A 21,910-nucleotide genomic window follows, 5' to 3' on the forward strand; every position below is an offset into this window, starting at 1 on the left:
TATAAAATCATATTCTTGCTAGACGAGAAAGTGCGCCATATCCTCCTGCGAGTAAAGCAAACTATGTTATAATATTAAGAGTTTAGTTCTATTAAAATATAAAATTCATATATATTTCTCATCAAGAAAGAAAGGAACTTTTCATGAAAAATAAAACCTTATCAATTATTGTTCCGGCTTATAATGAGGAAGAAACTATTGAACTTTTTTTTGATGAAGTTAATACTCAAACCTTGGACTTACCGCTTGATAAAACCTTTTATTTCATTAATGATGGTTCTTCTGATCGAACTCTCGAGGTCATTAAAGCGCTGAGTCAAAACTATCCCAACGTTAAATACATTAGCTTTTCAAGAAATTTTGGTAAAGAGGCAGCACTTCTGGCTGGTCTCCGAGCTGCTTCAGGTGATTTTGTGACCGTCATGGATGCCGATCTTCAAGATCCTCCAAGCATGCTCAACGAGATGTATCGTAAAATTCAGGAAGGTTACGATATCGTGGGTACTCGAAGAATTTCACGGAAAGATGAACCCTTTATTCGTTCGCTTTTTGCTCGAGCATTTTATAAGATTATGAACAGAATTTCTAGTACTCAAATGGTGGATGGCGCACGTGACTATCGCTTGATGACACGTCAAGTGGTTGATAGTATTCTCGAGCTACCTGAGCACAATCGTTTTTCTAAAGGTCTCTTCTCGTGGGTAGGTTATGATGTTTTTTATTTAGAATATAATAATGTCGAGCGGGTAGCTGGCAAAACCTCTTGGAGCTTTTGGGGCTTATTGCACTACTCAATCGATGGCATCGTTAATTTTTCAGATGCGCCACTTAGCCTGGCTACTTTTATCGGTTTTATTAGCTTCCTTATTTCGCTTTGTATGAGCCTTTTTTATGCTTTGAAAACCATCATCTGGGGTGAAATTGTACAAGGTTTTCCTACTCTAATTATTCTTATTCTTATGTTGGGTGGTTTACAGCTCTTATCTCTTGGTATCATCGGCAAGTACCTTGCCAAGGTCTTCCTCGAAACCAAACAACGTCCAAATTACTTTGTAAAAGAAGATAATATTGATAAATAAAAAAACAGAAAGTTGAAATTTTCTGTTTTTTGTATTTTCACGATGAAAAATGGATTTAGAGTTGCTGCTGAATGATGAGGGCGGGATGGATACCGCCAAAGATACTCCTGCTATTCTGAGAATGATGTCCGTATTGAGGTGACCCACGAGCCCTCTACGGTTTACTAACTAAGCGGTAGCTGTTTGTAGGACGTTCTAATATATGAGAAAAAGAACGAAGAATTATCGCCTGCTGTACTGTAGGATTATAAGACACTAATTTCACCTCGTCGTCTAATAATGATGCGCTTTTACTTTCAAATTTCTACTAGATTTTGTTCATACTATAAGCCATTTATGGCATATTTTAGTTGTTTTTCGTGTGATATAATAATGAAAGTAGAAGTTTATGGAAGGTAGCCCAACTGGGAGGTGAAGCTTATGAAAAATTGTAGGCGATAACCTCACAATGCAGAAAGGCGACAATTTTTCTTGTCAACTTATGAAACCTTGACACTCATGATTGCATTTGCATTATTAGTGCTCAAAGTTTACGATAAAGACAATAAAAAATAACGTCCAACTTTAGTGAGAAGACGTTATTTAACCAATATTTCGCTACCGTTCTTAATACGGCTACTTGGGACTTGTTAGCGCAAGTCCTTTTTATTTACTCTTATTATAACATCGCACCATAGTAATAGCAAGAGCTTTAAAACTGCAAGATACGTTTTCCCTACATCGGATGATGTAGTCAACATAACCTTACATGGATAGAAAAACTTGATGATTTACTCATCAAGTTACTTCTTACTTTTATTTTTCCAAATACTCCGGTAAAAATGTATTGGCTAAAAAACTGGTATCATAATCCCCGGCAATAACATTATCATCTGAAATTAATTCCAGTTGGAAGTCAATATTGGTTGTTAAGCCTTCCACATCGAATTCCAACAAAGCACGCTGCATTTTCATCAAGGCTTCAAAACGATTTTCGCCATGAACGATGACCTTTGCAATCATTGAATCATAATAAGGTGGGATTGTGTAGCCAGTATACATAGCCGAATCCACACGTAAGCCTACACCGCCACTTGGTAGAAACAGGTTAGTGATTTTACCTGGGCTTGGTGCAAAGTTAAATTTTGGATTTTCTGCATTGATACGGCACTCAATAGCATGTCCTTTGAACTCAATATCTTCTTGTTTCACAGACAGTTCTTGACCATCCGCAATTCGAATTTGTTCCTTAACGATGTCCACACCTGAAACAAACTCGGTTACAGGATGTTCGACTTGTACACGTGTATTCATTTCCATGAAGAAGAAATCGCCTGAAGCTTCGTCCAAGAGAAACTCAATTGTTCCTGCGTTTTCATAGTTCACATGTGCTGCTGCTTTGACAGCAGCTTGGCAGATACGTTCTCGTAAAGTATGTCCAATCGCGACAGATGGGCTTTCTTCAAGAACTTTCTGGTTATTACGTTGGAGAGAACAATCACGTTCTCCTAAGTGAATAACATTACCATGTTGGTCTGCTAAGATTTGGACCTCAATATGACGTGCGGGGAAAATCATACGTTCGATAAACATTGCACCGTTGCCAAAAGCTGCTTTGGCTTCAGCAGTAGCTGCTTCGAAAGCGGGGACGAGTTCTTCAGCATTGCTGACTTTACGGATACCTTTTCCACCACCACCGGCTGATGCTTTCAGCATGACAGGGTAGCCGATTCTATTCGCTAAAGTCAGAGCTTCTTCACTCGTATACACTTCACCTTCAGAACCCGGAGTTACAGGGACACCTGCTTTGACCATTTCTGCACGTGCGTTAATTTTATCTCCCATCATATCCATGACCTGGGCTGAGGGACCGATAAATTTGATATTCATTTCTTCACAAAGACGTGCAAACTTTGAGTTTTCACTCAAAAAACCAAACCCTGGATGAATGGCTTGAGCTCCGGTAGCAACAGCTGCTTCTAGGATATTATTCATATTCAGATAAGACTCTGTTGCGCGAGCTGGCCCGATACAAATGGCTTCATCTGCCAACGCTACATGTAAAGCATCACGGTCAGCTTCTGAATATACGGCGACAGTAGCAACACCGAGTTCACGTGCCGCACGAATAATACGTACAGCAATCTCACCACGATTGGCGATTAAAATTTTATTAAACATAGATTGATAACTCCTACCAATTTCTCTTTTATCCTCTAGTATGAGCAGAGGGCTCTGGAATAAAAAGAGTGTCACCAAGATTTAAAGTTGGTGCATTATTTGGGATTTTGGTGGCTAAGGCCACAATCAGTAAACTTGAAACTTTGAAACTTCAAAGTACACTTATTTTTAAAAGTTGCCACAGACTAACTGTGGCATTAATTGTAATTTCTTATTTTCCTAATGCAAAAGTTAAAGTACCTTTCGCAGCTAATTTACCGTCAACTTTAGCTTCAGCTTCAACAACAGCAATCGGTCCACGACGTTTGATAAATTTAGCATGCAAGATCAGCTGATCACCAGGCACAACTTGCTTTTTATACTTTACATTATCCATTCCTGCATAAAAAACAAGTTTTCCTTTGTTTTCAGGTTTTGAAAGTTCCAAAACACCTGCAGCCTGAGCCAATGCTTCCATAATCAGAACACCTGGCATCACTGGATACTGTGGAAAATGTCCTTGGAAAAACTCCTCGTTAATTGTCACATTCTTAATGGCTGTAATTTCATCATCTGCGATATCAATAACACGATCCACTAAAAGGAAAGGATAACGGTGAGGCAATGCCTCCATAATTTTTGTGACGTCAATATTTACTTCTGCCATTTTTACCGCTCCTTTATTTAATGCGTACTAATTCTTGACCGAATTCAACTACATCTTCAGCATTCACCATGATTTCAGTGATAATACCATCTTGAGGCGCTGGAATTTCGTTCATAACTTTCATTGCTTCGATGATGAGTAAGGTTTGACCTTTTTTAACTGAATCTCCCACACTAACGAACTCAGGTTTACCTGGTGCTGGTTGCAAGTAAGCTACACCAACCAAAGGGCTTGTTACTGCTTCACCTTCTGCTGTAGCAACTTCTTCCATAACCTCTGTTTCTACCGCAAGTTCTGTAGAGTTTTCGCTTACAGGCAGTGGTGCACTTACTTTTGTTTCTGGAAGTGCTGTTCCTGTTGGCGCTGCAAGAATTTTATTTTCGTTTTTTGAGAAAGACAGTTCTCCTTCTGCTGTGCGCCAAGAAAATTCACGCAAGCTCGAACCGTCAAACTGTGTCATCAAATCTTTTACTTCATTAATATTCATTTTTATATCCCGCTCGCTTTCTTTTCCACAACCTAAGTTAAAGTGCACTTAGACTCTGAGAAAGAAAGCAGAGTGCTTATCTTTCTTTTAAACTAATCCGTGAATTTTTTAAAGGCCAATACGGCATTGTGTCCACCAAAACCAAAGTCTTGTGACAACGCATAATTAATCTCAGCATCTTGACCTTGACCAAGAACGACATTGATTGTCATTCCTTCATCCAATTCTTTTGTTCCAGCATTCACTGGTGCAAACTGATTTAAAATGGCTTGTACAGTTGCTACCGCTTCGATAGCTCCTGTCGCTCCGAGAGCATGTCCGTGTAAAGCTTTTGTTGATGAAACCAATGCTTTATCCCCAATAACATTATGGATTGCTTTTGCTTCTGTTTCTTCATTAGCATGTGTTGAGGTACCATGTGCATTGATGTAATCAACATCTGCTCCAGTAATTCCTGCTTCTTCTAAAGCAAGTTTCATCGCATTTTCGGCTCCAACACCTGATGGAGTTGTCATATGATAAGCATCATTTGTGTTACCATAACCAACAATTTCAGCTAAGATATTTGCACCACGTGCTTGAGCATGTTCCAAGCTTTCCAAAATCAAGACACCTGCACCTTCACCCATAACAAAGCCTGAACGGTCTTTATCAAATGGACGACAAGCAATTGAAGGATCAGCCTCTTTTGTCAATGCAGTCAAGTTCGCAAACCCAGCAATACCGAGCTCACAAATCGCAGCTTCAGCACCACCAGCGATAATAGCATCCGCATAACCATGTTTAATCTCACGGAAAGCTGAACCAATAGAGTTTGCCCCTGCTGCACATGCTGTAACTTCAGCACGTGATACACCACGAGCACCAGTACGCAAGGCAACATTACCTGTCGCCATGTTGGCAATTGCCAATGGCACATAAAGTGGTGTTACTTTACGGGGACCTTTAAGTAGTGCTTGTGAGTTCTTTTGTGTTTGCTCCAAGCCACCAATACCTGAGGCCATGATACAACCTAAGCGATCGTAATTTGTGTTCTCTGGAGTTATGCCAGACATTTCCATAGCTTCAAGAGCAGCATAGACAGCATAAAGTGAAAAAGTATCCATACGACGTGCATCTTTTTTCTCAAAATGCTTTTCAAATGGGAAATCTTTAACTTCAGCAGCTACGCTGATTCCTGTTGCTTCAGCATCAAAGCGCGTAATTGGACCGATACCTGTTTTACCAGATTTAAGGCCATTCCAAAATTCTTCTGGTGTGTTACCGATAGCACTGGTTACACCGTAACCTGTAATGACTACACGATTCATATTTTTTCTCCTTTGGAGTTTGTTACAAACTTCTTTTTAGACTTATCTGGTGTATAATATGGGCTACATTGCCATACCACCATCAATAGACAATACTTGACCTGTCATATATTCTTGCTCTGCAAGGAATTTCACGACTGTAGCAACTTCTTCTGGTTGACCAAAACGTTTCATTGGGATTTGGCCCTTCATTGTATCCTTGACTTTATCTGAAAGAACTTCAGTCATATCTGAATCAATAAAGCCTGGGGCTACAGCATTGACACGTACATTGCGTCCAGCAACTTCTCGTGCAATAGATTTTGTCAAACCGATCAATCCAGCTTTTGAAGCAGCATAGTTAGCTTGACCAGCATTACCAATTAAGCCCACTACAGAAGTAATATTAATAATTGCACCTTCTCTCGCACGTGTCATCGGTTTTAGGACTGCTTGAGTCATATTGAAAGCACCTGTAAGGTTTATTTTCAAAACAGCTTCGAAATCTTCTTCGCTCATTTTCAATGATAAACCATCACGAGTTATACCCGCATTATTAACCAAAACATCAACCGATCCTAAAGCATCAACCGCTTCAGCAACCATGCGTTTAGCATCTTCCGACTGAGAAATATCACCAGATACGCCAACAGCTTTAACACCAAAAGAAGTGAACTCTGACAAAAGCTCATCAGAAATGGCTGAACGTCCATTGATAACTACGTTTGCACCAGCTTGAGCGAACTGCAAGGCAATCGCTTTACCAATACCACGTGTTGAGCCCGTCACAAAGACATTTTTATTTTTTATTTCCATTATTTTTTCCTGTTCTTATGATTTTGATTGCTCTCAAACCAAGTTCTACAGCGACAACTATCACTCATTGTATAAGTTTAAGCTTCTTCTGCCAGTAAAGCCTTGAATGAAGCAAGATCTTCAACATTTGTAAAGCTGGCTTCTTTGTCGATTTTTTTAATAAAACCAGAAAGAACTTTACCAGGGCCAACTTCAATAAAGCGTTGTACACCGATCTCTTTCATTGTTTCAATAGACTCGTAGAAACGTACCGGCTCCATCACTTGACGTGTGAGAAGTTCTTTGATTTCTGTATCCTTCATCACTTTCGCTGTCGTATTTGAAATCAATTCCAACTTAAAGCTATTGAAGTTAACTTGTTCAAGTTCTTTGGCTAACTTTTCGCTCGCAGGTTTTAAGATTGCTGTATGGAAAGGGCCAGAAACTTGAAGCTCAATCAGACGTTTCACACCAGCTTCTTTCAGAAGTTCCACCGCGTAATCAACGGCTTCAGCTTGTCCCCCAATAACAATCTGTGCAGGGGTGTTATAGTTCGCCGGGCTCACAATCCCACGTTCTGATGCTTGTTCACAAATTTCTTCGATCAAAGCAGCTTCTGTATTCATCACAGCAACCATTTTACCTGATCCTGTTGGTGCAGCTTCTGTCATATATTGACCACGTTTTGCTACTAAAGCAACAGCTTCCGCAAAACCTAGCGCACCACTGGCTACCAATGCAGAGTACTCGCCTAAAGAAAGTCCCGCCACAAGATCTGGCTTAATGCCTTGTTCTGAAAGCAAACGAAGGATCGCTACAGATGTTGTTAAAATAGCTGGTTGTGTATATTGTGTCTCGTTGAGTTTTGCTTCATCATTATCGATTAACCCACGAAGATCATAACCCAAGACTTGACTTGCCTGATTAAAAGTTTCTCTGACAATGTCAAATTCATCATAAAGGTCTTTAGCCATACCCAATTTTTGAGCGCCTTGACCAGAAAAAAGAAATGCTGTTTTCATATTTTTAAGATTTCACAAAATTTAGATTTTTGTGACGCTTTCCTAATTTTCAAAATTTATTATAAGTGAAAAACGGGGCTTTCACCCCATTAATTCTCTTATTGTTGAGCTTCAACATATTTAACGAGATCAGAAACAGTTTTCATGTCCGCTTCTGTATCTACTTCAACATCGAATTCATCTTCGATATCGTTAATGATTTGGAAAAGGTCAAGTGAGTCAGCATCGAGTTCTTCAAATGAAGTTTCGAGTGTTACTTCTTCTTTTTCTTTGCCGAGTTCGTCAGCGATGATGTCTTGTACTTTTTCAAATACTGCCATGTTATTTCTCCTTTAATGTGTAGAAAGTATATATATTATAGCGTGATAAATCACTCATATAACCAAATTTAGATGTTATCAAACTTATCAAAGATTGATAATGAGCGTTCCCCATGTGAGGCCGCCCCCGAAACCTGTCTGGACAATTTTATAATTTTCGTCCAAAGAAAGTTTACCATTTTTTATTGATTCTGACAAGAGAATAGGTATCGAAGCGGCACTTGTATTGCCATATTCTTGCATATTCTGCAGGAATTTACTGCGATCAGTCCCTAATTTTTTAGCCATTTTATCAAGTATTCGAGAATTCGCTTGATGCAATAAAAAATAGTCAATATCTTCAGGTTTCAGACTTGCTTTTTCCAAGGTCTCTTGGATATTTTTGGGAACGTCATGTGTCGCAAAGTCAAAGACTGCACGCCCGTCCATTTTTATGAACTCTGTAACATGGTTAACTTGACCATTAAGTTCAGGATTAAGTGCTAAATAATTTGCGGTGAGAGAATCGCCTCGAGAGCCGTCTGTTCTTAGGTTTTCAGCAATAATTAAAGGCTGTGTCCCTGTATCTTCCAAAAGGACACCTCCTGCACCATCACCAAAAAGAACAGCGGTAGAACGATCCGACCAATCCAGAGATTTAGACAAAACTTCTGCACCAATAACCATCCCACGTTTGTAGCCACCGGCAATCAGCTTCTCAGCCGTTGCCAAGGCGAAGACAAAGCCTGAACAAGCAGCTGTTAAATCATAAGCAAAGGCACGATGTGCGCCAATTTTTGCTTGCACTAAAGCTGCCGTACTCGGCATACTGCTGTCTGGCGAGATCGTTGCCACGATAATAAAATCAATCTGGTCCGCTGACAAATCAGCTTGAGCTAAAAGTTGCTCACCAACTTTTGCAGCCAGATCACTGGTATTTTCGTCAACTGTAATGTGTCGCTGCTTAATACCCGTCCGTGAATAAATCCACTCGTCACTCGTGTCCATGATTTTTGCCAAATCATCATTTGACACAATATTTTCGGGCACATAATGTGCCACTTGGGTAATTTTAGCGAAAGGCATTATTTCATATTCTCCAATGACTTATGTAATTCTTCAAGCTCGCCTGCAAGTTTGTTTTCGGTAGTTCCGTAAACACTTAACATAAGTTTTTCTGAAATGCTACGGAAAAATTCGCTGTGCGATGCACAGAGTGCCATACCTTTTTCAGTCAATACGATATAAGCCACACGACGGTCACGATCTGAGCGTTCACGCTTGATATATCCCTTAGTTTCCAGGCGGTTGAGTGTAATGGTGATTGTTGAAAGGGCTAATTTTTGATTCCTTGCAATGTCTGTAGCGCGGCAAGTTCCCAAAGTATGGATAAGTGTCATTTGTTGAAGTTCTTTCACAGTTACATCTGGGTAATCAGAATCCTTCAAGAACTGTTCTTCTAAGTTCATGCAGTCGTGGAAAAGTTGAATCAACCATTCATTAATTTTGTCAAAATCTGTTTTCATTTGTACTTCCTGATATTTTGATGATACAAACCATTTACAATACAAAATTGTACCATAATAAAAATAATTTGCAAGTGCTAAGTAGATTTAAAAAATACCTCTGATGGCTTGGATTACCTCTTTGTTCTGCTTTATAAAGAAAAAATTCAAAATGTAGTCGACAGCAAAAAGATGAAATCATGGTATTTCATCTCTCTTGTTTATGAAAAATTTCCTTTTTAAAAAGGATCGTAAAATCCTTTTTTAGTTTTTAAGGTTTGAGGTTTTAACAGATCTACTATAAGCTTAATTTCATTATAGCAAAATAAAAGTTTAAAATTTTCTGTTTTTCTTGATTTCCTATAGTTTTTGGTCAAAAATGAAGCTTTAGATAACACTATCCTCTTTTTTGTCTAAAAAACTCTTGGAAAATCTTCCAAGAGTTAAGGTGCCCAGTTTTTTTATTTTGTTTGTTTTAATAAAGCTTCTGTATAATCAGTCAGTTGTGCCATCGAAGCTGTTGGCCCACCAAAGAAATAAACCTTGTCATAGTCCATTGTGATGACATGCCCTTCTTTAACTGCCTTGAGATTTTTCCATACTGGATTTTTTTGAAGTGCTTCATATTGTGCTTTATCTGCATTTTTAAAATCGATAAAAATATAGTCAGCATCGAAATCTTTGAGGCTTTCAGCGTTGACTTCGGCATACCCTGTTCCTTTAGATAATTCAGACATTTTTGGTGATTCTTGGAATCCAAGACCACGCGTAAGCGCTTGTCCACCACGTGCAAAGTTATCACCATAAGCATAAATCTTGTCGCCTTGGAGCTCTAACAGGGAAATACTTGATTGCGCTGTATCTATACCTTGAGCTTTAAGGTTTGTTTTTTGTTCTTCAGCTTTTTTGTCAAAAGTTTTGAGAAACTCTTTCTTTTCATCTTCACGGTTCAACAATTTGGCAAAGAAATCCAAAGATTTAACCATATCATTCAAATCTTGATAGTTAACAAGTACAGTAGGTGCTACTTTTTCATAATCAGAAACTTGTGTTTTATCCACTGTCACAATCAAATCAGGCTTTTGACCAATAAGTTTTTCAATATTAAAGCTTGGCGAACCAAGATCAACCATATTTTCCTTTTGTTTATCTGACAAATAAGGATTAGGAAAAGCCCAAGAATCCGTCCCAATTACATTTCCACCTAAGGTTGCAACATCATCCGGATAATTCTGTACTGCAATACGTTCCGGATGCGCAGGAACTTCTACATCACCATTCAAGGCAGTGAAGGTTACTTTTTCCTCTTTTTGGGATTGTGATACATCTGAGTTTGAACATGCAGAAAGACCCAAAAGTCCAACTGCTGCTAAAGCTATAGAATATAATTTAAGGTGTTTCATGAGATCCTCTTTCAAATTTTTTGTATTAAGTATATATAGTAAGGCGCACCTATGAGAGCAACAACAAAGCCAAGCGGTAAACTTGACGGTGCGATAATCATTTGCGATAAGCTATCTGCTAAAAGTAAAATAATCATTGAAATCAAAGCTGACGCCCAAGCCCGCTTTTTACTTTCAAATCCGACCAGCTCGCGAGCTATATGTGGTGCAATCAAGCCAATAAAGGCAAGACCGCCAACTAATAAAACGCCAATTGATGCAAAAAGTAGTGCCAATATATAAAATTGCATTTTACTCTTTTTCACATTTAAGCCAAGGCTTGTTGCCATTTCTTGACCCAAACTTAGTAAGTCTAGTTCTTTGCGAATCAAACTAAAAATTAATAAGCCAATAATTAACAGGACAAAAGTCAAACCTATAAACGCTTTATCTGTTTGCCAAATATCTCCTGATAACCAAACTGCCACTTGTTGAAAATCAAAACGGTTGATAGAAAGTTGCGCTAAGGTGATTAAGGCTTGAAAAAGAGCGGTAAGCCCTAAGCCAATCAGAAGGACTTGGATATTGCTTACATTTTTCCTTAGAGCAAGATGATAGAGTAAGGCAAAGGAAAAGACTGCACCCAATAGAGCAAATAAAGGATACATAAAGATCCAAGTGCCCGAAAGTTTTAACCATTGACTAATGAAAAGGAATAGCACCGCACCTGCACTTGCTCCACTTGTAATTCCAAGTGTACCCGCATCTGCTAAGGGGTTATCTACTACGGTCTGGATGATAAATCCAGCCATAGCCAAAGCCGTCCCCGCAATGAGCACAACCAATGTCCGCGGCATTCTAAACTGGGGAATCAGTATGGATAACAGATTCCAATCTGTAGAAAAGTGTGTCAAATCAATAATAATAAATGCAATCAGGAGTAAGACTAAAAATAAAAATTTCTTTTTCATTTTCCCTCCTGACTCATCATATAAATGAAGAAAATTGCACCGAATAAAAGGGTTAAACTACCTGCCGGAAATTCATAAGGCTTGAACAAATTACGGGCCAACAAATCTGCCACAAGTAAGAGCAGCACGCCCAATAAATTGCTCATAAAAAATCTTTTTAAAAAATGCCCACCGACAATTCGTCTTGCCAAATGTGGCGCCATGAGTCCAACAAAACTAATCACACCAACACTCGAAACTGTTACACCACTTGCCAAAGCCACCATGACCATAATAAATAACCTTAGACGGTTTACGGAAATTCCTAGACTAGTGGCCATTTCTTCACCAAAGGCTAAAACTTTAATCTGATTTGCAAACAGGAGAACCATCGATACAAACAGAACACTCACAACCATTAAAATTTCTAGTTTTAGTGGAGTAATTCCGGAAAACGACCCTACAATCCATAAAAAATAGGACTGCATATTTTTACTATAAAATGTCAAAATACTTGCAAGACTTGTCGCAAAAAGACCTACAGAGGTACCTACCAGCACAACCTTTATCGGTTGAAATTTACTTTTCACAGTGAGAACAGCTACCGTAACGAGAGCAACAAAAGCTCCTAAACTTGCTACAACGCTGCCTAACCATCCTCCTGTGGAAAGATTAAAAACTAAGAGAAGAGCAAGTGAAAAACTCGCACCTCCAGATATCCCCAATGTCGATATCTCGGCAATGGGATTCCCTGTCATACTTTGGACCAGAAGCCCACTACTGGAGAGGAGAATACCAACAAATACTAGAGCCAATAAACGCGGTAAACGTAAATGCAAGACGACACTCTCGTGCCAAATCTGGCTCAAACTATAGTTTTGATCACCGAGCATCAGATAAAGGAAAGACAGAAAGACAATCAACAACAGAGCAATTGTAACCTGATAAGAAAATTTCCTAATCTTCATTTTTAACTCCTGTAATCATTAGAGTTTGACAGAAAAGGTCCCGCCCTAAACGAACATGGAGGCCGAAGCTTTCATGAATTATTTCCTCTGTAAATAATTCTTCCACTGGACCTGAGGCAAAGATTTCACCCTCTTTTACAATCACTAAATTATCCGCAAAACGAGCCGCATGGTTCAAGTCATGAATGACATAAACAACGGTTTTTTTCATCTTTTTAGCAAAAGTTTTTAACAGTTTTAAAATATCAAGTTGGTGCAAAAGATCAAGATACGTAGTCGGCTCATCCAAAAGAATAATTTCACTATCTTGCGCCAAAATCATCGTGATAAAGGCACGCTGACGTTGTCCGCCAGAAAGCTGGGCAACTTGTTGGTTACGCAAATCCCAGATTTCGGTTTCCTTCATGACTTGTTCCACAAAGAGCTTGTCTGCTTCAGATAAGCTCTGCTGGGTAAGCTTTTGATGTGGAAAGCGGCCAAGACTGACCAGTTCATACACAGTTATATCACTCGGGGCTTGCATAGCTTGTGGAAGCAAGGTCAATATTTTAGCTATTTCTAGATTTTTACGATTAGAAAGGCATTCATCTTTATAAATAACTTCCCCTTCATACTTGATTAAACGTCCCAGGGCTTTGAGTAATGTCGACTTCCCTGAGCCATTTATTCCGATAATTGCTGTCGTTTTGCCTTGCTCAATTTCCAAAGATACATCTCTTAGAACCTGCTTTTTACCGTAATATACATTTAAATTTTTTGCCCCAAAATACATGAGTTCTTCCTTTTTAGCTCTAGTCACTCGAAGATGCCAATAATGTCAAATACTTTTTACATATTTAATTAAAGCATACTTTATAAAAGTTAACAAGTACTTTCTAAATTATTTTAAGCCAGATATTTTCTCTATCTTGACATTTTATTGTTTTACTTATCATGTGAGATTACAAGAGTAAAACCCCCAAGCCCAATGACTTGAAGGTTGTCCTGTTTACTTACTTTAAGTGTGGATTAGCTGAATCCCGCCTTGTAAATTTATCTACACCTATGATTATAACAAACTTTTTATGATTCTTTCTTATTTTCTTGTGGAATCTCGTGATTTCTCCTGAGTGAAAATTTATCAGGTACCAAATCATAACCTGGTTTACAGAATGGATGACACCTTAGAAGCCGGGAGGTTCCCATTGCAATTCCTTTTGTAGCTCCGTGCTTTTCAATAGCCTGAATCATATAATTTGAACACGTTGGATAGTAGCGACAAGCTGGCGGTAAAAGAGGAGAGATAAACCTCTGATAACCATGCACAGTTTTAACTAAAACTTTTTTCATTTTTTCCTTTTATTTGAGAGCTTCTAGAATATCTGCAATCATCAATTCTGGCGTCAAATGATAGCGATCATAAAGCTCATCCACAGCAACAGAGTCATTAAACTCTTTATCTGCACCATAATTCAATATTTTCACACCAAATTGCCCAAGATAACCAGCAACTTTTTGACCAAAACCGCCATCAAGAATACCATCCTCGATGGTCACAAAGACTTTATGGTCCCCAGTCAATTCTTTCAAGGTTTTCTTATCAAGTTCTGCAACAAACATTGGATTAACTAGTGTAGCATTGATCTGTAATTTCTCCAGTTCTTCTGCTACTTTTTGACCGTGACTAAAAAGACCGCCCAAGGCCAGAATGGCAACTTCTTCACCTTTATGCGCAATTTCATACTGTGGCTTGCTGAAATCAGTCAAAACGGTTGACCGATTTTCTACACCATGCTCAGGGATTTGTAGCACTACTGGATTATCTTTTTGTGTCAGTGCCCAATCCAACATCGCTACAAGTTCTTCCTCGCTCGTAGGTGCCAAGTAGACTAAATCAGGAATATTAGAGAGCATACCAATTGCAAAGCTTCCTTGATGGGTTTTATCTGAACCAGAGATGGAAGCTGATTTTACAATAACTACTGCCGGTTCTTTATTAATGGCTAAGTCGTGTAAAAATTGATCGTAAGCACGTTGCATAAAGGTTGAGTTATGAAAAATCATTGCACGCGCACCGCCTGCAGCAACAGCTCCACCAAAAGTAGTCACATATTGTTCCGCAATCCCAGCATCAACATAATTTTCAGGATACTTTTCAGCAAATTCCTTAAGGTTATTCACCATCGGAATCCCACCATTGACTGCTACTAAAGGCATTCCCTCAGAAACTTTTTCTTCCATATAATCAAGAATAATGCGGGTATAATTTTTAGTCGAATTTACATTTTTCAAAGATCCGTCTGCTAAGTTGAAAGGAGAGCGCCAGTGGAAGGCTTCCTTCATGTCAACAGCAGGTTTATAACCATGTCCTTTTTCAGTATTGATATGTAAAACAATCGGATGCTTAATATCTTTTACTTCTTCAAAAAGAGAAATGAGTGCTTCAAGATTATTACCATCTGCTAGATACTTGTAATCTAATCCAAAAGCTTTAAACAGATTATTTGGTGATTGACCTTCTGTTGCACGTAATTCAGCTAATCCCTTATAAATTCCACCGTGATTTTCCGCAATAGACATTTGGTTATCATTGAGAATGAGGATGAAGTTTTTATTATACGCACCGGCATTGCTGATGGCCTCCAAAGCTAAACCTCCGGAAAGTGAGCCATCACCTAAAATAGCAATGATATTCCCTTCTTGTCCTGTTAAATCACGTGCTTTAGCCAACCCCATCGCATTTGCAACAGAAGTTGAGGTGTGTCCAACAGTGAAGAAATCATGTTCTGATTCATGTTGACTTGTATAACCCGTGATATCATGAAAATGCCCATCTTGAAAACCGTGTTTACGTCCTGTTAGAATTTTGTGTGGATAAGTTTGGTGACTTACATCCCAAATAAATTTATCCACAGGCGACTGAAAGACTTTATGCAAAGCAATTGTTAATTCCACAACACCCAGATTTGGTCCTGTATGTCCCCCAATCTGGCTGACTTTATTCAGCACAGCTCCTCGAACATCTTGAGCAAGTTCTGTCAATTCAGCAGCGCTTAGCTTTTTTAAATCTGCTGGCGCATTTACTTTATCTAAAATAGTCATCTTCGCCTCTTTCTACTCGTTCTTTACTTTTATTTATAGTGCATAGGTTTACAACCTATTCTATTACTTTTTGGTCACTTTTGCTGATTTTGGAGATGGACTGGTCCTTAAACGGACGGTAAATTTTGTACCGCGTGGTTGATTATCTTCAACTGTAATTCGACCATTATGTGCCTCAGCTATTTGCTGTGCAAGAGATAATCCAAGACCTAAGCCCCCTTTTTGTCTTGTTCTCGCCTTATCCACACGGTAAAATCGGTCAAATATTTTTTTCTTATCTGCTGCTGTAATGCCCTCTCCATTGTCAGATACACTAAGCAGAAGCGTTGCTCCATTTTTTTGGACATCAACTTGAATTTCACCATCTTCGCCTGTATATTTCATAGCATTATCAAACAAAATCGTTAAAAGTTGTTTTACTAAGCTTCGATCTAAGCTTAAAGATCCTTCAAATTTCAAAGAAGTTTTCAAGGCCTTTTCTGAGCTTTCTGCCAAGAGCTGATAATTGCTAAAGATAGCTTCAAAGAATTCCTTATCTGTTGGCTCAGGATTGGTTTTAATATTATTATCCTGTCGTGCCATGTTCAATAGATTTGTCGTCAAAAGCCGCATATTACGCACTTCTGAAAGACTTTCTGAGATATTTTCAGATTCTTCAATTATTGTAGCATTAGGATTTTGGAAAAGTAATTCTAAACGGTTTTGTAAAATAGCAAGTGGAGTTCGTAGCTCGTGGCTCGCATTTTCCACAAAAGCTTTCTGTTTTTCATAGGCAACCATAACGGGGCGTAGTGTCCAGTTAGCAAGATACAGACTAATAATCACGGAAATGAACCAAAACATGACCATTGTTGTAATAATAATAAAATTGCTCCGGCTCAAGCTATCTTGGAGCTGGTCCACGTTACTAAAGACTTGAATATAAGCAATATTACTTGCACCATAGGTTGTATCCAGATTTGATTGGGGCATTGCCAAAGTAACATAACGATAATGCCAGTCGGGTCCATAAGGATTTCTAATTGAGATGGACTTGATTTGTCCGAGCGCATCCTTATCTAACTTAGCTGTCTGCTCAAGTTGGTAGCGTACGAGGTCAACACGTATGATTTGTTGTTGGCTACTGCTTCCCGGCTTCGTTGCCTCAACACTGCCTGTCGGACCTAAGACATTGCCCTTTTCATCGTACATCACGATACTATTTGTTGGGCTATAATTTCCTTGATTAATTTCAAAAGTCCCCTGATTGACTCCTGCCTGATCAAGTGCTAAAGCCCTCAAAATATCTGGATTAGCTGCCAAATCTCGTAGATTTTGGTCCGTTGATTTATAGACTCCACTTGTAAGGACTTGTAAAATAATCACTGTAAGTGCAAAGAAGATGATTGTGAAATCTAGAAAAAAATGAAGGAAGTTTTTCCCATCATTTTTCACAATTGGCATCGATTTTATTTTTTCAATTATCTTTTTCATAAAGTTTACCGTAAAATATAGCCGACATTACGTAATGTAGCTAGATTTTGGGCAAAGTCTGTATCTTTAAGTTTTTTACGGATTTTACTCATATAAACTTCAACTACGGTTACTGTTGTGTCACTGTCAAAGCCCCAAATGCGGTCAAAGATTTGTTCTTTAGGCAAGATGACATTTTGGTTTTGCATCAAATAAACTACAAGATCAAATTCTTTACCGATTAATTCCACAGGTGTATCGTTCACAAAGGCTGACTTGTTTGTCAAGTTTAAACGTACATTGCCGTAAGAAAGTCCATTAGCATCTTCAAGCTTTCCTGTACGTTTTAAGAGTGCTTGAATACGCGCTTTCAACTCATCAAGATAGAAAGGCTTCGTCAAATAATCATCGGCTCCAACATCGAAACCGTGCATTTTATCGTCTAAAGATTCCTTAGCAGTCATGATTAAGACTGGTGTGTCGATATTTTGGTCACGTAATTCTTTGAGTACCTCGAAGCCGTTTTTTTCAGGCAACATTAAATCTAGGAGGATTAAATCATAAATCCCCATTTCTGCTTCATAAAGTCCTTCTTCTCCATCAAAAACTTGTTTTACCTCAGCAAAAGATTTCAAGAAATCGTAAACTGATTTTGACAAAGAGAGGTCATCTTCAACTAATAATATTTTAATCATCGCATCCATCTTTCTTACACTAACGGGAAAATTTAAACGAGAAATTTACCCATCCTTCCCTTTATTTTACACTATTATGACCTTTTTTTCTTATTTAAAGCTAAAAGGAAGAGAGAGGCAATTGTTTTTTGAGGAAACTCCCAAATAGAAAAACAGTGAAAAATTTTTTCACTGTTTTTCTTTAGGTGCTGTCGTTTCTCTTAAGATAAGCTCAAAAGGAATAATTGTTTTATCATGAAAGGCTTCCTTATTTTGTGTCAGCCCAAGAAATTTCTCCACGGTTGCTGCTCCAAGACGTACGATATTTATATCAAAGGTTGTCAGATAGGGGTGAACAAGCGTTGAAAATGCTGAGTTATTGTACGTAATCACACTGACATCTTCTGGCACTTTTATACCTTGTTCTGACAATCGAGAAATCACTTTCAAAGCTAAGACTTCATCCATAACAACAAGTCCCGTCTCATCTTTCAAAGTCATATTTTCTTCAAAAACAAGCAAGTTTGGCTTACTTTGTTTTTTCAGCATCTCATCTTGGTAACCTTGATAGCGCTCTTCAAAGACTTCACCATCTTTCGTATCGGTTACAAAAGAAATCTCCGAATGTCCTAAAGTCATCAAATATCTTGTTGCTTCATGCCCCATCAAGACATTGTCATTATCCACATGGGTAATTTCATTTTGCTTTTCTGTTGGTGTGCCTAAGAGGACGAAGGGGATCTTGTTATCGAAAAGATAATTGCGAACACTATCTGCTTTACCAGCATAAAGGACAATAAAACCATCCACACGTTTCTCGGAATACATCAGCTCAACCTGCTGCTTAAGCTCACTCTCTTGGTATCCAGTCACAACAGCAATTGAAACATCGTATTTACGTGCGGTTTCATTAATTGATGTCAAGACTTTCATATAGAAAGGTTGGTTTGATTTATCTTCAACAGGAGGAAAGACAACCCCAATTGTATTGGATTTGCCTGAAGCCAGAATCTGAGCCGCCACATTGCGCGTGTAGCCAAGTTCTTGCATTGCTTTTCTTACCTTAACTTTCGTCTTCTCGCTGATTTCCGAACTGTCTTTGAGAACACGGCTAACTGTTGAAGCATTCACACCCGCTTTTTTTGCTACATCTTTTATAGTAACGGCCATATATTATCTCCTGAATCTACTGTCTTCTACTTATTTTCCCAAACTTTTGTTAATAATTCAAGAGAGAGACTGTTTGTATTTGAAACTAAAGCAATATCCGTTCCTAAATCTTCAGCAGCACCCACACCTATAGGTAATGCACCTGCTGCTTTTATCGCTGTAATACCAGCCTGTGCATCTTCAATTCCTATACACGAAGTAATAGGAACGCCAACACCAGCGGCAGCAGCCAAAAAGATATCTGGCGCTGGTTTTGAAGCTGCAACTTTTGCTGGATCAGCAATGGCATCAAAATACGAACTCAATCCCATCGCCTCAATAAGAAACGGACCATTTTTTGAAGCAGAAGCCAAGGCAATCTTGATGTTTTTCGCACGCAAATCTTTCAACAAATCTAGTATCCCGGGATAAATATCATCTGGTCCTACCTTCTGAATCATTTGGACATAGTTGTCATTTTTTCGTTGAGCAAGCTGGGCAAAAGTTTCATCATCATATGCTTCAAGCTTTCCACCAAGCTCCAATATCTTTCTCAAAGAATCCTCACGAGACACACCTTTTAATTGTTCATTAAAAGTTCGATCGACTCCATCTATTCCCAACTCTTCAGCCAAGGCTTTCCAAGCTTGAAAATGATACTCCGCGGTATCAGTTATTACACCGTCAAGGTCAAATAATACGGCTTTAAACATGTTTCACCTCTGCTTCATACTTGTCTTTCAATTGGATGGATTTACCATAAACTTCTAAGTCAATCGCTGCACCTTTGAGCAGTTCTATTTGAAGTTTGTCCCCCACACTGACTTTTATCAAACGATTACGATAGTTAATACGGAAACTGTAACCAGTCCAAGCTTTAGGAATGAAAGGCGCGAAACTTAACTGACCATCCCACGTTTTCATTTGAGCAAATCCCTGCACAATAGCCAACCATGAGCCGGTCATTGAGGTGATATGTAATCCATCCTCTGTATCGTTATTGTAGTTGTCCAAATCCAAACGCGCAGTCCGTTCATACATTTCAACCGCTTTATCTTCCATCCCAAGTTCAGCAGCTAAAATCGCGTGAATAGATGGAGAAAGTGAACTTTCATGAACAGTTAATGGCTCATAAAAGTTAAAGTTACGACGCTTTTCTTCCAAGCTATAGTGGTTGCCAAAGAAATAAATCCCTTGCAAAACATCTGCCTGTTTAATATATGGCGAGCGCAAAATACGATCCCATGACCAGTTTTGATTCAAGGGCAAGTGCTTAGAGTCTAAGTCTGCTACTGGTGTTAAATCTTTATCCAAAAAACCATCATGCTGTACAAAAATCCCCAACTCTTCGTCTGTTGGATAGTACATATGAGCAGTGATATCGTTCCATTTGGCCAGCTCTTCTGTTGAAACTTGTAGATCTGGTCGAGGGTATTTTGTCAAGCTCTCCATTGTATAATTTAAAACCCAAGTTGCCAATGTGTTGGTATACCAGTTATTATTGATATTATTTTCATATTCGTTCGGTCCTGTAACCCCATGAATCATGTAAGCTTTTTGTCGCTCCGAATAGTGAACACGGTCTGCCCAGAAACGAGCAATTTCCACAAGAACTTCAAGACCTTCTTGAGCCAAATAGGTTTCATCGCCAGTATAATTGCTGTAATTGTAAATAGCATAAGCTATAGCGCCATTACGGTGAATTTCCTCAAAAGTAATTTCCCACTCATTATGACACTCAACACCTGTGAAAGTCACCATTGGATAAAGGGCTCCATCCAAACCTTGTTGTCTTGCATTATGTTGTGCTTGTGGCAACTGTTTATGACGATAGCGTAATAAGTTTTGCGTTACTTGCTGGTCCGATAAAGAGAGGTAAAGCGGAACCGCATAGGCTTCCGTATCCCAATAAGTTGCTCCCCCATATTTTTCCCCTGTAAAACCTTTAGGACCAATATTAAGGCGTTCGTCTTCACCATAGTATGTCGCAAAAAGTTGGAAGAGATTAAAACGAATTCCCTGTTGTGCTTGGACAGAGCCGTTAATTTCAACATCCGCAAGTTCCCAACGCTTTGCCCATTCTTCTGCATGCTCTTGTAAAAGTTGTGCATAAGATTTTGTCTGAATTACTTCCTTTAGTCCGGTTAAAGCTTCATGCATAGCAGCTAAATCACTATAATCACGGCTCGTCAGAACAAGTACACGTTTTTCAAAATGTAATGGGTCCTGTTCTACAGTTGCTTCGTGGTAGTTAATCACTTTTTCTTCTTGGATTTCTTGTCCTTGGGCTTGAAAGTCTCCTCTGAAGTTTTGTCCTGCTAATACAGTAAATTGTTCTACACCAAAAGGATTAGCAATCGTTTGATTGGCAATATATGCCCCTTCTTTATCGCCACCTTTGTCTAAAACGGTCCAGAATTTTTCTTCGTAATTTGAATCTTCATTGTGCACGTCAGCATCAATAAACGAAGCAGTACGTACTTTGTGCGATTGACCATCCACACTAGAGAATTTGAAAGAGAAGACAGCTAATTCTGGATGCACGATCGACATAAAACGCTCAACAGTAACAGCCACGCCAGCTTTTTCATAAGAATAAGAGAGAACTGCTTTTTGCATATCCAAGGAAAGATTGAAATTATTAATGCTATCGGTGTAAAGATCAACTTCTTCGTCATCAATAAAAATCGATACCCCTGAGAAGTTCAAGGCATTGATTGCTTTACCAAAATATTCTGGATAACCATTTTTCCACCAGCCTACACGTGTTTTATCTGGAAACCACACGCCTGCAATATATGTTCCCTGATGATGATCACCTGAGTACTTCTCTGAAAAATTACCGCGCATCCCCATATATCCGTTTCCGATTGAGGTTAAAGATTCCTGTAGACGACGTTCTTTCTTTTCTAATTTATTTGATTGAATATGCCAAGGATCAATTTCCATGATTCTGCTGATTTTTTTCATCT

Annotated in this window: 21 protein-coding genes; 1 reads left to right on the forward strand and 20 read right to left on the reverse strand. The window is 38.7% G+C overall.

Annotated features, from left to right (window positions below; genetic code table 11):
- The first annotated feature begins 143 nt into the window (after positions 1-143).
- Positions 144-1,079, forward strand: a complete 936-nt coding sequence (locus KJS37_RS00550) for a glycosyltransferase family 2 protein (RefSeq protein WP_213495423.1) — start codon at positions 144-146, stop codon at positions 1,077-1,079.
- 795 nt (positions 1,080-1,874) lie between these two features.
- On the opposite strand, the gene accC is transcribed toward KJS37_RS00550, so the two are convergent.
- The 20 genes from accC to KJS37_RS00650 form a co-directional block, all read right to left on the reverse strand.
- Positions 1,875-3,239 (reverse strand): acetyl-CoA carboxylase biotin carboxylase subunit, encoded by a 1,365-nt coding sequence (gene accC, locus KJS37_RS00555; protein ID WP_213495425.1) that lies wholly within the window; start codon positions 3,237-3,239, stop codon positions 1,875-1,877.
- A 211-nt stretch (positions 3,240-3,450) separates the two neighbouring features.
- On the reverse strand, positions 3,451-3,885 hold the full coding sequence (gene fabZ / locus KJS37_RS00560) for a 3-hydroxyacyl-ACP dehydratase FabZ (RefSeq protein ID WP_004258779.1): 435 nt from the start codon (positions 3,883-3,885) through the stop codon (positions 3,451-3,453).
- A 13-nt stretch (positions 3,886-3,898) separates the two neighbouring features.
- The gene (gene accB, locus KJS37_RS00565; protein ID WP_017368949.1) at positions 3,899-4,372 is read right to left on the reverse strand and encodes an acetyl-CoA carboxylase biotin carboxyl carrier protein; all 474 of its coding nucleotides are present in this window, start codon (positions 4,370-4,372) and stop codon (positions 3,899-3,901) included.
- Between the two features lie 92 nt (positions 4,373-4,464).
- Complete coding sequence (gene fabF / locus KJS37_RS00570; protein WP_004258785.1) at positions 4,465-5,682, reverse strand: beta-ketoacyl-ACP synthase II; 1,218 nt, start codon at positions 5,680-5,682, stop codon at positions 4,465-4,467.
- A gap of 63 nt (positions 5,683-5,745) precedes the next feature.
- Positions 5,746-6,477, reverse strand: a complete 732-nt coding sequence (fabG, locus tag KJS37_RS00575) for a 3-oxoacyl-[acyl-carrier-protein] reductase (RefSeq protein ID WP_165711357.1) — start codon at positions 6,475-6,477, stop codon at positions 5,746-5,748.
- Positions 6,478-6,554: 77 nt separating this feature from the next.
- Positions 6,555-7,478, reverse strand: coding sequence for an ACP S-malonyltransferase (gene fabD / locus KJS37_RS00580; protein ID WP_213495427.1), 924 nt, complete (start codon positions 7,476-7,478; stop codon positions 6,555-6,557).
- 98 nt (positions 7,479-7,576) lie between these two features.
- On the reverse strand, positions 7,577-7,798 hold the full coding sequence (locus KJS37_RS00585) for an acyl carrier protein (RefSeq protein ID WP_003135454.1): 222 nt from the start codon (positions 7,796-7,798) through the stop codon (positions 7,577-7,579).
- Between the two features lie 87 nt (positions 7,799-7,885).
- Positions 7,886-8,863: a beta-ketoacyl-ACP synthase III gene (locus tag KJS37_RS00590; RefSeq protein WP_213495429.1), complete on the reverse strand. Its 978-nt coding sequence runs from the start codon at positions 8,861-8,863 to the stop codon at positions 7,886-7,888.
- Complete coding sequence (locus KJS37_RS00595; protein WP_004258807.1) at positions 8,863-9,303, reverse strand: MarR family winged helix-turn-helix transcriptional regulator; 441 nt, start codon at positions 9,301-9,303, stop codon at positions 8,863-8,865. The genes KJS37_RS00590 and KJS37_RS00595 overlap by 1 nt, the downstream gene beginning before the upstream one ends.
- A 440-nt stretch (positions 9,304-9,743) precedes the next feature.
- Positions 9,744-10,685 carry an iron-hydroxamate ABC transporter substrate-binding protein gene (locus tag KJS37_RS00600; RefSeq protein WP_213495431.1) on the reverse strand — a complete coding sequence of 314 codons (942 nt, stop codon included), beginning with the start codon at positions 10,683-10,685 and terminating at the stop codon, positions 9,744-9,746.
- Positions 10,686-10,696: 11 nt separating this feature from the next.
- The gene (locus KJS37_RS00605; RefSeq protein WP_165711360.1) at positions 10,697-11,635 is read right to left on the reverse strand and encodes a FecCD family ABC transporter permease; all 939 of its coding nucleotides are present in this window, start codon (positions 11,633-11,635) and stop codon (positions 10,697-10,699) included.
- Positions 11,632-12,582, reverse strand: a complete 951-nt coding sequence (locus KJS37_RS00610) for a FecCD family ABC transporter permease (protein ID WP_213495432.1) — start codon at positions 12,580-12,582, stop codon at positions 11,632-11,634. Before KJS37_RS00610 ends, KJS37_RS00605 begins: the two co-directional genes overlap by 4 nt.
- Positions 12,572-13,354, reverse strand: a complete 783-nt coding sequence (locus KJS37_RS00615) for an ABC transporter ATP-binding protein (protein WP_165711362.1) — start codon at positions 13,352-13,354, stop codon at positions 12,572-12,574. Before KJS37_RS00615 ends, KJS37_RS00610 begins: the two co-directional genes overlap by 11 nt.
- A gap of 290 nt (positions 13,355-13,644) precedes the next feature.
- On the reverse strand, positions 13,645-13,911 hold the full coding sequence (gene yidD / locus KJS37_RS00620; protein WP_017368942.1) for a membrane protein insertion efficiency factor YidD: 267 nt from the start codon (positions 13,909-13,911) through the stop codon (positions 13,645-13,647).
- 9 nt (positions 13,912-13,920) lie between these two features.
- Complete coding sequence (locus tag KJS37_RS00625; RefSeq protein ID WP_213495433.1) at positions 13,921-15,663, reverse strand: 1-deoxy-D-xylulose-5-phosphate synthase; 1,743 nt, start codon at positions 15,661-15,663, stop codon at positions 13,921-13,923.
- Between the two features lie 63 nt (positions 15,664-15,726).
- Positions 15,727-17,136, reverse strand: a complete 1,410-nt coding sequence (locus KJS37_RS00630) for a sensor histidine kinase (RefSeq protein ID WP_017368940.1) — start codon at positions 17,134-17,136, stop codon at positions 15,727-15,729.
- Positions 17,137-17,141: 5 nt separating this feature from the next.
- Positions 17,142-17,810: a response regulator transcription factor gene (locus tag KJS37_RS00635; RefSeq protein ID WP_213438991.1), complete on the reverse strand. Its 669-nt coding sequence runs from the start codon at positions 17,808-17,810 to the stop codon at positions 17,142-17,144.
- A 168-nt stretch (positions 17,811-17,978) separates the two neighbouring features.
- The gene (locus tag KJS37_RS00640; RefSeq protein WP_017368939.1) at positions 17,979-18,959 is read right to left on the reverse strand and encodes a LacI family DNA-binding transcriptional regulator; all 981 of its coding nucleotides are present in this window, start codon (positions 18,957-18,959) and stop codon (positions 17,979-17,981) included.
- Positions 18,960-18,985: 26 nt separating this feature from the next.
- Positions 18,986-19,651 (reverse strand): beta-phosphoglucomutase, encoded by a 666-nt coding sequence (gene pgmB, locus KJS37_RS00645; protein ID WP_213495434.1) that lies wholly within the window; start codon positions 19,649-19,651, stop codon positions 18,986-18,988.
- Positions 19,644-21,908, reverse strand: coding sequence for a glycoside hydrolase family 65 protein (locus KJS37_RS00650; RefSeq protein WP_213495435.1), 2,265 nt, complete (start codon positions 21,906-21,908; stop codon positions 19,644-19,646). The genes pgmB and KJS37_RS00650 overlap by 8 nt, the downstream gene beginning before the upstream one ends.
- Positions 21,909-21,910 lie beyond the last annotated feature (2 nt).

This window comes from Lactococcus formosensis (assembly GCF_018403745.1).
Classification (GTDB): Bacteria; Bacillota; Bacilli; order Lactobacillales; family Streptococcaceae; genus Lactococcus; species Lactococcus formosensis.

Coding starts and splice junctions, on each gene's coding strand:
- KJS37_RS00550 (WP_213495423.1), top strand. CDS start 144: ATGAAAAATAAAACCTTATCAATTATTGTTCCGGCTTATAATGAGGAA.
- accC (WP_213495425.1), bottom strand. CDS start 3,239: ATGTTTAATAAAATTTTAATCGCCAATCGTGGTGAGATTGCTGTACGT.
- fabZ (WP_004258779.1), bottom strand. CDS start 3,885: ATGGCAGAAGTAAATATTGACGTCACAAAAATTATGGAGGCATTGCCT.
- accB (WP_017368949.1), bottom strand. CDS start 4,372: ATGAATATTAATGAAGTAAAAGATTTGATGACACAGTTTGACGGTTCG.
- fabF (WP_004258785.1), bottom strand. CDS start 5,682: ATGAATCGTGTAGTCATTACAGGTTACGGTGTAACCAGTGCTATCGGT.
- fabG (WP_165711357.1), bottom strand. CDS start 6,477: ATGGAAATAAAAAATAAAAATGTCTTTGTGACGGGCTCAACACGTGGT.
- fabD (WP_213495427.1), bottom strand. CDS start 7,478: ATGAAAACAGCATTTCTTTTTTCTGGTCAAGGCGCTCAAAAATTGGGT.
- KJS37_RS00585 (WP_003135454.1), bottom strand. CDS start 7,798: ATGGCAGTATTTGAAAAAGTACAAGACATCATCGCTGACGAACTCGGC.
- KJS37_RS00590 (WP_213495429.1), bottom strand. CDS start 8,863: ATGCCTTTCGCTAAAATTACCCAAGTGGCACATTATGTGCCCGAAAAT.
- KJS37_RS00595 (WP_004258807.1), bottom strand. CDS start 9,303: ATGAAAACAGATTTTGACAAAATTAATGAATGGTTGATTCAACTTTTC.
- KJS37_RS00600 (WP_213495431.1), bottom strand. CDS start 10,685: ATGAAACACCTTAAATTATATTCTATAGCTTTAGCAGCAGTTGGACTT.
- KJS37_RS00605 (WP_165711360.1), bottom strand. CDS start 11,635: ATGAAAAAGAAATTTTTATTTTTAGTCTTACTCCTGATTGCATTTATT.
- KJS37_RS00610 (WP_213495432.1), bottom strand. CDS start 12,582: ATGAAGATTAGGAAATTTTCTTATCAGGTTACAATTGCTCTGTTGTTG.
- KJS37_RS00615 (WP_165711362.1), bottom strand. CDS start 13,354: ATGTATTTTGGGGCAAAAAATTTAAATGTATATTACGGTAAAAAGCAG.
- yidD (WP_017368942.1), bottom strand. CDS start 13,911: ATGAAAAAAGTTTTAGTTAAAACTGTGCATGGTTATCAGAGGTTTATC.
- KJS37_RS00625 (WP_213495433.1), bottom strand. CDS start 15,663: ATGACTATTTTAGATAAAGTAAATGCGCCAGCAGATTTAAAAAAGCTA.
- KJS37_RS00630 (WP_017368940.1), bottom strand. CDS start 17,136: ATGAAAAAGATAATTGAAAAAATAAAATCGATGCCAATTGTGAAAAAT.
- KJS37_RS00635 (WP_213438991.1), bottom strand. CDS start 17,810: ATGATTAAAATATTATTAGTTGAAGATGACCTCTCTTTGTCAAAATCA.
- KJS37_RS00640 (WP_017368939.1), bottom strand. CDS start 18,959: ATGGCCGTTACTATAAAAGATGTAGCAAAAAAAGCGGGTGTGAATGCT.
- pgmB (WP_213495434.1), bottom strand. CDS start 19,651: ATGTTTAAAGCCGTATTATTTGACCTTGACGGTGTAATAACTGATACC.
- KJS37_RS00650 (WP_213495435.1), bottom strand. CDS start 21,908: ATGAAAAAAATCAGCAGAATCATGGAAATTGATCCTTGGCATATTCAA.